This window comes from Streptomyces sp. BR1 (genome assembly GCF_052373795.1).
In the GTDB taxonomy this organism is placed as follows: Bacteria; Actinomycetota; Actinomycetes; order Streptomycetales; family Streptomycetaceae; genus Streptomyces.
Map to the genome: position 1 here is coordinate 2656273 of NZ_CM126252.1, position 13997 is coordinate 2670269.

15 protein-coding genes are annotated in these 13997 nt (G+C 71.2%); 11 read left to right on the forward strand and 4 right to left on the reverse strand.

The genetic code is table 11. The features are described from left to right. Positions 1–142: 142 nt before the first annotated feature. Positions 143–1003, reverse strand: a complete 861-nt coding sequence (locus ACT1U9_RS11230) for a biotin--[acetyl-CoA-carboxylase] ligase (RefSeq protein ID WP_444538197.1) — start codon at positions 1001–1003, stop codon at positions 143–145. Between the two features lie 153 nt (positions 1004–1156). Here ACT1U9_RS11230 and ACT1U9_RS11235 point away from each other — a divergent pair, with 153 nt between their 5' ends. From ACT1U9_RS11235 to ACT1U9_RS11250, 4 genes are all read left to right on the forward strand, one after another. Continuing rightward, positions 1157–2740: an acyl-CoA carboxylase subunit beta gene (locus ACT1U9_RS11235; RefSeq protein WP_444538198.1), complete on the forward strand. Its 1584-nt coding sequence runs from the start codon at positions 1157–1159 to the stop codon at positions 2738–2740. Between the two features lie 16 nt (positions 2741–2756). Beyond that, positions 2757–2963, forward strand: a complete 207-nt coding sequence (locus ACT1U9_RS11240) for an acyl-CoA carboxylase epsilon subunit (RefSeq protein ID WP_188276217.1) — start codon at positions 2757–2759, stop codon at positions 2961–2963. A 71-nt stretch (positions 2964–3034) separates the two neighbouring features. Further along, the gene (gene mmpB / locus ACT1U9_RS11245; RefSeq protein ID WP_361432031.1) at positions 3035–3163 is read left to right on the forward strand and encodes a morphogenic membrane protein MmpB; all 129 of its coding nucleotides are present in this window, start codon (positions 3035–3037) and stop codon (positions 3161–3163) included. 67 nt (positions 3164–3230) lie between these two features. Further along, a complete protein-coding gene (locus tag ACT1U9_RS11250; protein WP_444538199.1) occupies positions 3231–3836 on the forward strand; it encodes a Maf family protein in 606 nt (201 codons plus the stop codon). Between the two features lie 3 nt (positions 3837–3839). Here the strand turns inward: ACT1U9_RS11250 and ACT1U9_RS11255 are convergent, their stop codons facing one another. Continuing rightward, entirely contained in the window at positions 3840–4310 is a 471-nt protein-coding gene (locus ACT1U9_RS11255; RefSeq protein WP_444538200.1) for a hypothetical protein, read from the reverse strand. Between the two features lie 385 nt (positions 4311–4695). On the opposite strand from ACT1U9_RS11255, the gene ACT1U9_RS11260 reads away from it, so the two are divergent. From ACT1U9_RS11260 to ACT1U9_RS11275, 4 genes are all read left to right on the forward strand, one after another. Beyond that, entirely contained in the window at positions 4696–6450 is a 1755-nt protein-coding gene (locus ACT1U9_RS11260) for an acetyl/propionyl/methylcrotonyl-CoA carboxylase subunit alpha (RefSeq protein WP_444538201.1), read from the forward strand. 87 nt (positions 6451–6537) lie between these two features. Further along, on the forward strand, positions 6538–6912 hold the full coding sequence (locus ACT1U9_RS11265) for a hypothetical protein (RefSeq protein ID WP_444538202.1): 375 nt from the start codon (positions 6538–6540) through the stop codon (positions 6910–6912). Then, positions 6866–7516, forward strand: a complete 651-nt coding sequence (locus tag ACT1U9_RS11270) for a hypothetical protein (RefSeq protein WP_444538203.1) — start codon at positions 6866–6868, stop codon at positions 7514–7516. Before ACT1U9_RS11265 ends, ACT1U9_RS11270 begins: the two co-directional genes overlap by 47 nt. A gap of 41 nt (positions 7517–7557) precedes the next feature. After that, on the forward strand, positions 7558–8103 hold the full coding sequence (locus tag ACT1U9_RS11275; RefSeq protein WP_444539071.1) for a TetR/AcrR family transcriptional regulator: 546 nt from the start codon (positions 7558–7560) through the stop codon (positions 8101–8103). Positions 8104–8166: 63 nt separating this feature from the next. On the opposite strand, the gene ACT1U9_RS11280 is transcribed toward ACT1U9_RS11275, so the two are convergent. Together ACT1U9_RS11280 and ACT1U9_RS11285 are read right to left on the reverse strand one after the other, a co-directional pair. Continuing rightward, a complete protein-coding gene (locus ACT1U9_RS11280; protein ID WP_444538204.1) occupies positions 8167–9123 on the reverse strand; it encodes a DeoR/GlpR family DNA-binding transcription regulator in 957 nt (318 codons plus the stop codon). Positions 9124–9267: 144 nt separating this feature from the next. After that, entirely contained in the window at positions 9268–10707 is a 1440-nt protein-coding gene (locus tag ACT1U9_RS11285; protein ID WP_188276224.1) for an NAD(P)H-quinone dehydrogenase, read from the reverse strand. 152 nt (positions 10708–10859) lie between these two features. Here ACT1U9_RS11285 and ACT1U9_RS11290 point away from each other — a divergent pair, with 152 nt between their 5' ends. The 3 genes from ACT1U9_RS11290 to ACT1U9_RS11300 all read left to right on the forward strand — a co-directional run bounded on the left by ACT1U9_RS11290 (position 10860) and on the right by ACT1U9_RS11300 (position 13979). After that, positions 10860–11297 carry a gamma-glutamylcyclotransferase gene (locus ACT1U9_RS11290; protein WP_067163405.1) on the forward strand — a complete coding sequence of 146 codons (438 nt, stop codon included), beginning with the start codon at positions 10860–10862 and terminating at the stop codon, positions 11295–11297. Positions 11298–11484: 187 nt separating this feature from the next. Next, on the forward strand, positions 11485–12309 hold the full coding sequence (locus ACT1U9_RS11295) for a purine-nucleoside phosphorylase (protein ID WP_444538205.1): 825 nt from the start codon (positions 11485–11487) through the stop codon (positions 12307–12309). Positions 12310–12338: 29 nt separating this feature from the next. Continuing rightward, a complete protein-coding gene (locus tag ACT1U9_RS11300; RefSeq protein WP_444538206.1) occupies positions 12339–13979 on the forward strand; it encodes a phospho-sugar mutase in 1641 nt (546 codons plus the stop codon). The last annotated feature ends 18 nt before the right edge of the window (positions 13980–13997 follow it).

Consider the following 13997-nt stretch of genomic DNA (forward strand, 5'->3'; position numbering starts at 1 on the left):
TCCTGCCCGTTCCCTGCGCATTCCCTGCCGATCTGTCGCTGGATCGGGCTCCACGATACGGCAGGTGTGCCGTAGCTCACGTCCCTGTAGGCCGTCGACTCTCCGCCAGGGTGGTGCTGTCGCTACCAGTCCGCCGGGCGCATCAGCTCGCGGCGGGGCGCAGGTGGACGATGTCACCCGCTGCCACGGGCTCCCGTACGCCCTCCTCCGTGGCCAGGACAAGGCGCCCGTCGCCGTCGACCGCGACCGCCTCGCCGGTCAGGGCCCGGTCGCCCGGCAGCTCCGCGCGCACGCTCCGGCCGAGCGTCGCGCAGCCCGCCGTATACGTTTCCTGCAGCCGGGACGCCGCCGGGTCGCCACCCGTCTCGCGCCAGTCCACGTACCACTGCTCAAGCGAGCGCAGTACGGCCCGCAGCAGCGTGTCGCGGTCGGTGGAGACCGCACCGGCCAGCGCCAGCGAACCGGCGGCGGGGACGGGGAGTTCGTCGGCGCGCAGCGACACATTGAGGCCGATTCCGACCACCACCGCGTCGTCGCCCGCGCGCTCGGCCAGGATGCCGCCCGTCTTGCGCTCCTCCCCGTCGACCGTGACCAGCAGGTCGTTGGGCCACTTCAGCGCGGTGTCGACACCGGCGGCACGCGAGAGACCGGTGGCCGTCGCGACCCCGGTGAGCAGCGGCAGCCAGCCCCAGCGGTCCACCGGGACGCCCGGGCCGGGCTTGAGCAGGACGGAGAAGAACAGGCCCGAGCGCGCGGGCGCCGTCCAGCTGCGGTCGAGGCGGCCCCGGCCCGCCGTCTGCTCCTCGGCCACCAGGACCGCCCCCTCGGGCAGGGACCCGGCCCGGGCCGCGAGGTCGGAGTTGGTGGAGCCGGTCTCCTGGACCACCTCCAGGGAGGTCCACAGGGCGCCGGGCCGTACGAGGGCGTGGCTGAGGGCGGCGGCGTTGAGCGGCGGCCGGTCGAGGTCGGACCAGCGGCTGTCGGGTGCGTCCGAGGGCGTCATGAAGCCAGGTTAGGCGGGAGAAGAACCGGTTCGGGACACCTTCGGGGGCGCGCGCCGGTGTGGCCAACGACGCACTGCCGAACGGTATCCGCGCCACTACCCTACGAGTCAGTAGCCAGCCGAACCCGTGACCAGGCAGGGAGCCGCATCCCGATGTCCGAGCCGGAAAAGACCGACATCCACACCACCGCGGGCAAGCTCGCGGATCTGCAGCGCCGTATCGGCGAGGCAACGCACGCCGGCTCCGAACGCGCTGTGGAAAAGCAGCACGCGAAGGGCAAGTTGACCGCCCGTGAGCGGGTCGACCTGCTCCTCGACGAGGGGTCGTTCGTCGAACTCGACGAGTTCGCCCGGCACCGCTCGACCAACTTCGGGATCGAGAAGAACCGCCCGTACGGCGACGGTGTCGTCACCGGTTACGGAACCGTCGACGGCCGCCCCGTCTGCGTCTACTCCCAGGACTTCACCATCTTCGGCGGCTCGCTCGGCGAGGTCTACGGCGAGAAGATCGTCAAGGTCATGGACTTCGCGCTGAAGACCGGCTGCCCGGTCATCGGCATCAACGACGGCGGTGGCGCCCGGATCCAGGAGGGCGTGGTCGCGCTCGGCCTGTTCGCCGAGATCTTCCGCCGCAACGTGCACGCCTCGGGTGTGGTGCCGCAGATCTCGCTGATCGTCGGCCCGTGCGCGGGCGGTGCGGTGTACTCGCCCGCCATCACCGACTTCACGGTGATGGTCGACCAGACCTCGCACATGTTCATCACCGGGCCGGACGTCATCAAGACGGTCACCGGTGAGGACGTCGGCTTCGAGGAGCTGGGCGGCGCGCGCACCCACAACACCACCTCGGGCGTGGCGCACCACATGGCGGGCGACGAGAAGGACGCGATCGAGTACGTCAAGTCGCTGCTCTCGTACCTGCCGTCGAACAACCTCAGCGAGGCCCCGGCCTTCCCCGAGGAGGCCGACCTCGAAGTGTCGGACACCGACCGGGAGTTGGACACCCTCATCCCGGACTCCGCGAACCAGCCGTACGACATGCACACGGCCATCGAGCACGTCCTTGACGACGGCGAGTTCCTGGAGACGCAGGCGCTGTTCGCGCCGAACATCCTCACCGGGTTCGGGCGCGTCGAGGGCTACCCGGTCGGCATCGTGGCCAACCAGCCGATGCAGTTCGCGGGCTGCCTGGACATCGACGCGTCCGAGAAGGCCGCGCGGTTCGTGCGCACCTGCGACGCGTTCAACGTGCCCGTCCTCACCTTCGTCGACGTGCCCGGCTTCCTGCCCGGCGTCGACCAGGAGTACGGCGGCATCATCCGGCGCGGCGCCAAGCTGATCTACGCGTACGCCGAGGCCACCGTGCCGCTGATCACCGTCATCACCCGCAAGGCGTTCGGCGGCGCGTACGACGTCATGGGCTCCAAGCACCTGGGCGCCGACCTCAACCTCGCCTGGCCGACCGCGCAGATCGCGGTGATGGGCGCGCAGGGCGCGGTGAACATCCTGCACCGCCGTACGATCGCGGCCGCGGACGATGTCGAGGCGACGCGTGCCGAGCTGATCCAGGACTACGAGGACACGCTCCTCAACCCGTACATCGCGGCCGAGCGCGGTTACGTCGACGCGGTGATCATGCCGTCCGACACCCGGGCGCACATCGTGCGCGGGCTGCGTCAGCTGCGGACGAAGCGGGAAAGCCTTCCCCCGAAGAAGCACGGCAACATTCCGCTCTAGGCCCCGAGGAGCCGTCATGATCAAGGTCGTACGGGGCAATCCGACCCCGGAGGAGCTGGCCGCCGCACTGGCGGTGGTCCGTGCGCGCGCCGCGGCGACGGCATCGGTGTCGTCCGGTGCGCCGCTGCCGCCCGAGGAGTGGTCCACCCCGGCCCGCATCGCCCGCCACCCGGTCCCCCGGCCCGGGCCGCGCGCTTGGGCACGGACGTACTGGCCCGCGTAGTCCCGAGCACCCCCGGCGCCTGAGTACTCGTACTCAGGCGCCGGGGCCCTCGTCGCCGCAGTATCGAAAGCATGCTGTGGTCCGACCCGAAGAACGAGCCGCCGAAGGAACTGCGCGAGGCACAGGCGAAGATGCGCCGCGCGGGGCTGGTGCTGGCGCTGTTGATGATGTTCGCCATGCTCGTGCTGAGCGTGCACTGACGACTGACCTGCCGTGGACGCCGTACGCCGTCGGAGCCTTGCGTACGCGCTGTCTACGATGGCCGGTATGACTTCCCCCGCGCGCCGTCTCGTTCTCGCCTCCGCCTCGCCCGCCCGGCTCGGGCTGCTGCGTCAGGCCGGGCTCGCCCCCGAGGTGATCGTCAGCGGGGTCGACGAGGACGCGCTCACCGCGCCCACGCCCGGCGAGCTGGCCCTCGTCCTGGCCGAGGCGAAGGCCGACGCGGTGGCCGCCCGTCCCGAGGCCGCCGGTGCCCTGCTCATCGGCTGCGACTCGGTCCTTGAGCTGGACGGCGAGGCGCTGGGCAAGCCCGCCGACGCCGAGGAGGCCACGGCCCGCTGGAAGTCCATGCGCGGCCGCGCGGGCGTGCTCCGCACCGGCCACTGCGTGATCGACACCGCGACCGGGGCGCGCGCCTCGGCCACCGCCTCCACCACGGTCCGCTTCGGCGAGCCGAGCGACGCGGAGATCGCCGCGTATGTGGCGAGCGGTGAACCCCTGCACGTGGCGGGCGCGTTCACCCTGGACGGGCGCTCGGCGCCGTTCGTGGACGGCATCGACGGCGACCCCGGCAACGTCATCGGCCTCTCGCTCCCGCTGCTGCGCACGCTGCTCGCGGAGCTGGGGATCGGCATCACCGACCTCTGGGCGTAGGTCTTACGCGGTCGCCGGGCTCGGCGGGGTGCCGTTCTCCGTCGGGGCCTCCGCGGGCTCCCCGTCCTCCGGCTCCGCCGGCCGCGCTGGCGCGTACATCATCAGGACGAGCACGATCAGGGCCAGCACGACCATCATGAACGCGAAGGCGGTCCAGCCGACCAGGCCGACCGTCAGCGCGCCGAGCACCCCGTGCACCACCGCGCAGCTGATCAGCAGGATCCGGCCGAAACGCCCGGGCGCGCGGTCGCGTATGCCGATGAGCAGCAGGGCCACCCCGCACACGGCGAGGTAGAAACCGGACACGCCGCCCATGACGTACGTGCTGTTCCTCATCGTGTCCGAGGAGACGCCGCCGAGGGACATGTTCTGCCGGTCGACGAGCCGGCCCATGAACCAGTTGATCAGCACGATGCCGAGGGCTTCGCCCAAGAGAACGATCGCGGCCACCACAGCCACCGGTCTGCGCGCCACGGGCGCACCACCCCCTGTTTCCTGCGACCTACCCCTGTTACCGGTAGTACGTCTGACATTGGAACGCTACTAACGGGTAAACCTGTGGGCAAGGGTCCGGACGTGACCTTGAACCGGACCTTTCACTCGCAAAGAATCATTCGGCCATTCGTAGGGACTCCACAAAGAATGTGAGCCGCCCGCTGGCCGGGCGGACAGAGACCTTGACCACACCGGAACGCTAATGTGCCGGACAGGGACCCGGCGTACCGTGGTGCGACAAGGGATTTCGTGACACGAGCGAGCCCCGGATCACACTCCGTGTGGGCAAGCTCACCACAGGGGACGGGTCGTGGGCCGGTGTACGGCTTCCCTAAACTCAGCTTGTTTCAAGGAGGGAGCCATCGTGCGCAAGGTGCTCATCGCCAACCGTGGCGAAATCGCTGTCCGCGTTGCCCGGGCCTGCCGGGACGCCGGGATCGCCAGCGTAGCCGTCTACGCCGACCCGGACCGGGACGCTCTGCACGTCCGCGCGGCCGACGAAGCATTCGCTCTGGGCGGTGACACCCCGGCCGCCAGCTACCTGGACATCACCAAAGTCCTCCAAGCAGCCGCAGACTCCGGCGCGGACGCCATCCACCCCGGCTACGGATTCCTCTCCGAGAACGCCGACTTCGCCCAGGCCGTCCTCGACGCCGGACTGACCTGGATCGGCCCGCCCCCGCAGGCCATCCGCGACCTCGGCGACAAGGTGGCGGCCCGTCACATCGCCCAGCGCGCCGGTGCGCCGCTGGTGGCGGGTACCCCGGACCCGGTGTCGGGTGCTGATGAAGTCGTCGCGTTCGCCGAGGAACACGGCCTGCCCATCGCGATCAAGGCGGCCTTCGGCGGCGGCGGACGCGGCCTCAAGGTCGCCCGCACCCTCGAAGAAGTCCCCGAACTCTACGAGTCCGCCGTGCGTGAAGCTGTTGCGGCCTTCGGGCGGGGCGAGTGCTTCGTGGAGCGCTACCTCGACAAGCCGCGCCACGTCGAGACCCAGTGCCTGGCCGACAGCCACGGCAACGTGGTCGTCGTCTCCACCCGCGACTGCTCGCTCCAGCGCCGCCACCAGAAGCTGGTGGAAGAAGCCCCCGCGCCGTTCCTGTCCGAGGCGCAGAACGCGCAGCTCTACAGCGCGTCGAAGGCGATCCTGAAGGAAGCCGGTTACGTCGGCGCGGGCACGGTGGAGTTCCTGGTCGGTGCGGACGGCACGATCTCCTTCCTGGAGGTCAACACCCGCCTCCAGGTCGAACACCCGGTCACCGAAGAAGTCACCGGCATCGACCTGGTCCGCGAGATGTTCCGCATCGCCGACGGCGAAGCCCTCGGCTACACCGACCCGGCGGTGCGCGGGCACTCCTTCGAGTTCCGCATCAACGGCGAAGACCCCGGCCGCAACTTCCTCCCCGCCCCCGGCACCGTCACCACCTTCAACCCCCCGACCGGCCCCGGCGTGCGTCTGGACGCGGGCGTCGAATCCGGTTCCGTGATCGGCCCGGCCTGGGACTCGCTCCTCGCCAAGCTGATCGTCACCGGTGCCACCCGCGAGCAGGCCCTCCAGCGCGCCTCCCGCGCCCTGGCCGAGTTCACCGTGGAGGGCATGGCCACCGCCATCCCCTTCCACCGCGCCGTCGTCACCGACCCCGCCTTCACCAGCGACCCCTTCACCATCCACACCCGCTGGATCGAGACCGAATTCGTCAACGAGATCAAGCCCTTCGCCGCCCCGGCCGACGCCGAGACGGACGAGGAGGCCGGTCGTGAGACGGTCGTGGTCGAGGTCGGCGGCAAGCGCCTTGAGGTCTCCCTCCCGTCCTCGCTCGGCATGTCGCTGGCGCGTACCGGCCTCGCCGCCGGTGCCAAGCCCAAACGCCGCGCCACCAAGAAGGCGGGCTCGGCGGTCTCGGGCGACACCCTCGCATCCCCGATGCAGGGCACCATCGTCAAGGTCGCCGTCGAAGAGGGCCAGGAGGTCAACGAAGGCGACCTCATCGTCGTCCTCGAAGCGATGAAGATGGAGCAGCCCCTCAACGCCCACCGCTCCGGCACCATCAAGGGCCTGTCGGCCGAGGTCGGCGCGTCGGTCACCTCGGGTGCGATGATCTGCGAGATCAAGGACTGAACTCCCGCACCACGCTGAGCTGTTGAGGCCCCCGCCGGTTCGTCCGAGCGGGGGTCTCGACGTCGGGTGCGGCGGTACGCTGCGGCGGTGTCCGATCAACACACCGATGCCACACGGCAGTTGATGGCCGGTGTCCATCTCGACGCCCGCTTCCGCGACGCGGTCATCCACGAGCTGTACGAGCACGAAGAGCGCGTCGCCGCCCCCGCGTACGACTTCGACGCGGTCCCCGTCCTCCTCGAAGCCCTCCGCGCCCGCCGCACGGCCCGGCTCTGGGCGCTCCCGGTGGCGCTCCTGTGGATCGCCGGTTTCGTCCTGCTCGGCCGGCTGTTCGCGGTGTACGCGGTGGGGGCCACGGCCCTGCTCGGCGCGGCCCGGGTGCTGGGCGACCGGGCGGCGCCGCAGGGACGGGACCGTGCTGGCACCGCTCGCGGCCGCCGATCTCGTACGCGTGAGCAGTGATCCACGGCTCACGCGGGCCGTGCGCAAGGACCGGCGGCGCACCTCGGCGCAGCGGGCGCTGCTCCAGGAGCGCCTCAGCCGGTTCCCGGTGGACTCCGCGCAGATCGCGCCCACCCGGCTCGGCAACGCGATCCGCCGCTTCGAGGAGTACGGGCACGACCGGTACCGCCTGGACACGCAGCTGCTGTGGAACGAGCTGACCGGGGCCGGGCCCGACAAGCTGTGCCGTCAGGTCGAACTCGCGCGTACCAGCGTCGACTTCTTCGTCGCGCTGCTCGCCGGGCACACGGCGGTCGCCCTGATCGCGCTCGCCACGCTCCCCGCCGCCTCGGCCGACGTACCGCTGCTGCTGACCACGGCGGTGGTGCTGGGCGTGCTGGTGCCGCTCTGGTACCGGGCGGCGGTGACCGCGACCGACGAGTGGGCGGCGTCGGTACGCGCGCTGGTCAACGCGGGCCGCAAGCCGCTCGCGGACGCGCTCGGCCTGGTGCTGCCCAAGGAGCTCGCCGAGGAACGCAAGATGTGGACGATGGTGTCGCGCCTTTCCCGCATCCCGTTCCACGAGCGGGCCACGGCCCTGGACCGGTACCGGGCGGCCCCGTGAGCGCGGTGTTCGGGCATCCTTGGACTATGACGACGAGGCCCATGCGTGCCGACGCGCGGCGCAACTACGAGCGGCTCCTGGGCGTGGCCAGGACCGCGTTCGCGGAGCACGGGACGGACGCCTCGCTCGAAGACGTGGCCAAGCGCGCGGGCGTCGGGATCGGCACCCTGTACCGGCACTTCCCGAACCGGCACGCGCTGATGAACGCGATCTTCCAGAGCGAGGTGGACGTACTCCTCAGGCGCTCGCGGGAGTTGCTGGACGCGGAGCAGCCGTGCACGGCGCTCGTGGAGTGGCTGCGCGCCATCATCACTCATACGGGTGAGTACAGAGGGGTGGCCCGCGCCCTCATGTCGGCGTCGCACGACGACAGTTCGGCCCTCGCACAGTGCAGCGTGCCGATGCGCGAGGCGGGCAGCGCGCTGCTCGTACGGGCCCAGCTGGCCGGGACCGTACGAGTCGACGTGACCATCGGCGATCTGATGCAGCTCACCAACGCCATCGCACTGGCGGCCGAACAGGCCCCGGACGACCCGGAGTTGGCCGACCGCCTCCTCGCGCTGACCCTGCGGGGCCTGAAGCCGTAACGGCCTTCACGAGCTGACGCACCCGGACCGGAGGGCCCGGGTCCGCACGTGGCCGAATAGCCTCTAGCGCCGCCGCAGGTCGGCCACTCTGGCCCGGTCGCCGGGGCCCTGCTGGTCACCCAGCGCTGCCGCGCTGCGCAACTGGGGGCCCGTGCCCGGGACATGGCTGCGGCGCTGGCCGGGAAGTGGCACGTCCCGGCGGGGCTGGCGCCCCGGCGGGACGCCCTCGCCGCCCGAGGCCGTGCCGGCCACCGCGATCTGCACGCCCTGGTCGGCCAGGGCCTGGAGCTCGGTGCCGGCCCGGTCGTCGTGACCGGGGGGCTCGTCGGTGACCAGGCGCGTGATCACGTCCGTCGGCACCGTCTGGAACATGGTGTCGGTGCCGAGCTTGGTGTGGTCGGCCAGGACCACGACCTCGGCCGCGGCCTGGACGAGCGCGCGATCGACGCTCGCGGAGAGCATGTTGGACGTCGACAGGCCGCGCTCGGCGGTGAGCCCGCTCCCCGAGAGGAAGGCGCGGGAGACCCGCAGCCCCTGGAGCGACTGCTCGGCCCCGCTGCCCACCAGGGCGTAGTTGGAGCCGCGCAGGGTGCCGCCGGTCATGACGACCTCCACCCGGTTGGCGTGGGCCAACGCCTGGGCCACCAGCAGGGAGTTGGTGACGACGGTCAGGCCGGGGACCCGGGCGAGCCGGCGGGCCAGCTCCTGCGTGGTCGTCCCCGCGCCGACCACGATGGCCTCGCCCTCTTCGACAAGACTTGCGGCGAGGTCGGCGATGGCCGTCTTCTCCGCGGTCGCGAGATGGGATTTCTGCGGAAAGCCGGACTCTCGCGTGAATCCGCCCGGCAGTACCGCACCGCCGTGCCGGCGGTCGAGGAGTCCTTCGGCCTCCAGTGCCCGCACGTCTCGCCGTACGGTCACTTCGGAGGTCTGGACGACGCGGGCGAGCTCCCGGAGCGATACCGCCCCGTTGGCGCGCACCATTTCGAGGATCAATTGGCGACGTTCTGCAGCGAACACGAAACTGACAGTAACCTGAGCGGCCGATTGTTTTCAGCAGTTTGCGCCGAATAACAGAAGGTGTGCACAGAGGTGTCCACGAAGTGGTATAGGCGCCCTCCCGGGCGCCTTGTCCCGCGCCGCCGCGCTCCCCGCGTGCCTCTGTTACGCCTCGCCCGCCTTCTTGCGCGTGTGCAGCTGCCGTGCGACCTCGGCGATCGAACCCGAGAGCGACGGGTAGACCGTGAACGCGTTCGCGATCTGCTCGACCGTGAGGTTGTTGTCGACCGCGAGCGAGATCGGGTGGATCAGCTCCGAGGCACGCGGCGAGACGACCACACCGCCGACCACGATCCCGGTGCCCGGGCGGCAGAAGATCTTGACGAAGCCGTCGCGGATGCCCTGCATCTTGGCGCGCGGGTTGCGCAGCAGCGGCAGCTTGACCACGCGCGCGTCGATCTTGCCCGCGTCCACGTCGGCCTGCGAGTAGCCGACGGTGGCGATCTCGGGGTCGGTGAAGACGTTCGAGGAGACCGTCTTGAGGTTCAGCGGGGCCACCGCGTCGCCCAGGAAGTGGTACATCGCGATGCGGCCCTGCATGGCCGCGACCGAGGCGAGCGCGAAGATCCCGGTGACGTCACCGGCCGCGTACACACCCGGCGTGGACGTACGGGAGACCTTGTCGGTCCAGATGTGGCCGGACTCCAGGAGCTTGACCCCGGACTCCTCCAGGTTCATGCCCGCCGTGTTCGGGATCGCGCCGACCGCCATCAGGCAGTGCGTACCGCTGATGACCCGGCCGTCGGAGAGCGTGACCTCGACCCGGTCGCCGACGCGCTTGGCGGACTGGGCGCGGGAGCGGGCCATGACGTTCATGCCGCGGCGGCGGAAGACGTCCTCCAGGACCGCGGCCGCGTCCGGGTCCTCGCCCGGCAGCACCCGGTCGCGGGACGAGACGAGCGTGACCTTGGAGCCGAGCGCCTGGTAGGCGCCCGCGAACTCGGCGCCGGTGACGCCGGAGCCGACCACGATCAGCTCCTCGGGCAGCTCCTCCAGGTCGTAGACCTGGGTCCAGTTGAGGATCCGCTCGCCGTCCGGCAGGGCGTCGGGGATCTCGCGCGGGTGGCCGCCGGTGGCGATCAGGACGGCGTCGGCGGTGAGGATCTCCTCGCTGCCGTCGGCCGCGGTGACGATGACGTCACGGGTGCCGTCGATGCCCTGGGGTCCGCCGAGCTTGCCGCGGCCGCGCAGCACGCGCGCGCCCGCACGCGTGACGGACGCGGTGATGTCGTGGGACTGCGCCAGCGCGAGGCGCTTGACGCGTCGGTTGACCTTGCCGAGGTCGACGCCGACGACGCGGGCCGCCTGCTCGTTCGGCGGGGTGTCGTCGGCGACCAGGATGCCCAACTCCTCGTACGAAGAGTCGAAGGTGGTCATCACCTCGGCCGTCGCGATCAGAGTCTTCGACGGCACGCAGTCGGTGAGCACCGACGCCCCGCCCAGACCGTCGCAGTCGACGACGGTCACCTCCGCGCCGAGCTGGGCGCCCACCAGGGCCGCCTCGTATCCGCCGGGTCCGCCACCGATGATCACGATCCGGGTCACGAAATGTTCCGCCTCGCATTGTGGAAATGCAGTACGTAGCTCATTGTCCCGCACGCTTCAAGATGCTTCGTCCCCGGGGCGCCATCCGGCTGTCACACCCGTGTGCCATTCTCGCGCGAGCACGCATGGGCCGCTGTCGTACCCTCGACACCATGTCGCTCTACGCCGCGTACGCCGGCAACATGGATCCGCGGCTGATGACGCGCCGCGCCCCGCACTCCCCGCTGCGCGGCACCGGCTGGCTCAACGGCTGGCGGCTGACCTTCGGCGGGGAGCAGATGGGCTGGGAGGGCGCCCTCGCCACGATCGTGGAGGCGCCCCGCTCCCAGGTCTTCGTCGCGCTGTACGACATCGCGCCGCTCGACGAGGACTCGATGGACCGCTGGGAGGGCGTCGGCCTCGACATCTACCGCCGCATGCGGGTGCGTGTGGACACGCTGGACGGGGAGGAGCCGGCGTGGATCTACGTACTCAACGCGTACGAAGGCGGCCTCCCGTCCGCGCGCTATCTGGGCGAACTCGCCGACGCGGCGGAGTCGGCGGGCGCGCCGCATGACTACGTGATGGAGCTGCGCAAACGCCCCTGCTGATGCCCGAGCCCTATAGGGGCGCGGGGAACTGCGCGACCAGCCACGCACGGTCCGCAGACGAAGCAGCAAAACGGGGCCGGGCCGCGCCCGCGTTTCGCGCTGTCGTCGGAAACGACAAGACAACGATCCAACCCTTGTGCCGCCAGTCATCTACGCGCGTAGGGAACCAGCGGTTACCCTCGTCGTCGTGAACGCATCTGTTATTCCGGACAACATCCAGGGCGACCCCCACGCCGCCGCCGACGCCGCCGCCGCGCGCCTTCGCGAGCTGACCGGCGCCGAGACCCACGACGTCGCCCTCGTGATGGGCTCCGGCTGGGCGCCGGCCGTCGACGCGCTCGGTGAGCCCGAGGCCGAGTTCCCCGTCACCGAGCTGCCCGGCTTCCCGCCGCCGGCCGTGGAGGGCCACGGCGGCAAGATCCGCTCGTACAAGATCGGTGAGAAGCGCGCGCTGGTCTTCCTGGGCCGTACGCACTTCTACGAGAAGCGTGACGTCACCGCCGTCTCGCACGGTGTGCGCACCGCCGTCGCCGCCGGCTGCAAGACCATCGTGCTCACCAACGGCTGCGGCGGTCTGCGCGAGGGCATGCGCCCCGGTCAGCCCGTGCTGATCAGCGACCACCTCAACCTCACGGCCGCGTCCCCGATCATCGGCGCCAACTTCGTGGACCTGACCGACCTGTACTCGCCGCGGCTGCGCGCGCTGTGCAAGGAGGTCGACCCGACCCTCGAAGAGGGCGTGTACGTCCAGTTCCCCGGCCCGCACTACGAGACCCCGGCCGAGATCAACATGGTCCGCGTGCTCGGCGGCGACCTCGTCGGCATGTCGACCGTCCTGGAGGCCATCGCCGCCCGTGAGGCCGGCGCCGAGGTGCTCGGCATCTCGCTGGTCACCAACCTGGCCGCGGGCCTGACCGGTGAGCCCCTCAACCACGAAGAGGTGCTCCAGGCCGGCCGTGACTCGGCGGCGCGCATGGGCTCGCTGCTGACCCGGGTACTCGACCGCATCTGACCCCGATCCGTATCGGAAGGGATTTCGACGTGACGCAGGACCTGATCGCGCGGGCCAAGGCCTGGCTGGCCGAGGACCCGGACGGCGAGACGCGCGAGGAGCTGGCGAAGCTCATCGACGGCGAGGACCTGACGGAGCTGGCCGCGCGGTTCGCGGGCACGCTCCAGTTCGGCACGGCCGGGCTCCGCGGCGAGCTGGGCGCCGGCCCGATGCGGATGAACCGCTCGGTCGTCATCCGCGCCGCCGCCGGGCTCGCCGCGTACCTCAAGGCGAAGGGCGAGGGCGACGGCCTGGTCGTCGTCGGCTACGACGCGCGCTACAAGTCCGCGGACTTCGCGCGCGACACGGCCGCCGTGATGACCGGCGCGGGCCTGAAGGCGGTCGTGCTGCCGCGCCCGCTGCCGACGCCCGTCCTCGCGTACGCGATAAGGCACCTGGGCGCCGTCGCGGGCGTCGAGGTGACCGCGAGCCACAACCCGCCGCGCGACAACGGCTACAAGGTCTACCTCGGCGACGGCTCGCAGATCGTGCCGCCCGCCGACGCGGAGATCGCCGCCGAGATCGCGGCGGTCGCCTCGCTCAACGACGTCCCCCGGCCCGAGAACGGCTGGGAGACGCTGGGCGAGGAGGTCCTGGAGGCCTATCTGGCGCGTACGGACGCGGTGTTGACCCCCGGGTCCCCCCGCACCGCCCGCGTCGTCTACACGGCCATGCACGGCGTCGGCAAGGACGTCCTGACGGCGGCCTTCGCCCGGGCGGGCTTCCCGCCGCCGGCGCTGGTGGCCGAACAGGCCGAGCCCGACCCGGCGTTCCCGACCGTGGCGTTCCCCAACCCGGAGGAGCCGGGCGCGATGGACCTCGCGTTCGAGGCCGCGCGCGCGGTGAGCCCGGACATCGTCATCGCCAACGACCCGGACGCGGACCGCTGCGCGGTCGCCGTGCCGGACGCGTCGGTGGAGGGCGGCTGGCGGATGCTGCGCGGCGACGAGGTCGGCTCGCTGCTCGCCGCCCACCTCGTCTCCAAGGGCGTCTCGGGCGTCTTCGCCGAGTCGATCGTGTCGTCCTCGCTCCTTGGCCGGATCGCCGAGGCGGCCGGACTGGGTTACGAGGAGACGCTGACCGGCTTCAAGTGGATCGCCCGCGTCGACGGTCTGCGCTACGGCTACGAGGAGGCGCTGGGCTACTGCGTCGACCCCGAGGGCGTGCGCGACAAGGACGGCATCACCGCCGCCCTGCTCGTCGCCGAGCTCGCGTCCGTCCTCAAGGAGCAGGGGCGCACGCTCCTGGACCTCCTCGACGACCTGGCCGTCGAGCACGGGCTGCACGCCACCGACCAGCTGTCGGTGCGCGTGGAGGACCTGTCGATCATCTCGGACGCGATGCGGCGGCTGCGCGAGAAGGCGCCGGCCTCGCTCGCGGGTCTCGCGGTCACCAAGGCCGAGGACCTGACCGAGGGCACCGAGGAGCTGCCGCCGACCGACGGTCTGCGGTACTACCTCGAAGGCGCCCGCGTGATCGTCCGCCCCAGCGGCACCGAGCCCAAGCTCAAGTGCTACCTGGAGGTCGTGGTCCCGGTCGGCTCCGCCGACAAGCTGCCCGAGGCGCGCGACAAGGCGACCGTCCTGCTCGCCGGGATCAAGAAGGACCTGGCGGCGGCCGCGGGCATCTGAACCACCTGCGGAGTCCGC

What these genes read in the sequence shown, in the direction of transcription:
- ACT1U9_RS11240 (WP_188276217.1), top strand. Translation starts at nt 2,757, where the DNA reads ATGATCAAGGTCGTACGGGGCAATCCGACCCCGGAGGAGCTGGCCGCC.
- ACT1U9_RS11235 (WP_444538198.1), top strand. Translation starts at nt 1,157, where the DNA reads ATGTCCGAGCCGGAAAAGACCGACATCCACACCACCGCGGGCAAGCTC.
- mmpB (WP_361432031.1), top strand. Translation starts at nt 3,035, where the DNA reads ATGCTGTGGTCCGACCCGAAGAACGAGCCGCCGAAGGAACTGCGCGAG.
- ACT1U9_RS11290 (WP_067163405.1), top strand. Translation starts at nt 10,860, where the DNA reads ATGTCGCTCTACGCCGCGTACGCCGGCAACATGGATCCGCGGCTGATG.
- ACT1U9_RS11230 (WP_444538197.1), bottom strand. Translation starts at nt 1,003, where the DNA reads ATGACGCCCTCGGACGCACCCGACAGCCGCTGGTCCGACCTCGACCGG.
- ACT1U9_RS11250 (WP_444538199.1), top strand. Translation starts at nt 3,231, where the DNA reads ATGACTTCCCCCGCGCGCCGTCTCGTTCTCGCCTCCGCCTCGCCCGCC.
- ACT1U9_RS11275 (WP_444539071.1), top strand. Translation starts at nt 7,558, where the DNA reads ATGCGTGCCGACGCGCGGCGCAACTACGAGCGGCTCCTGGGCGTGGCC.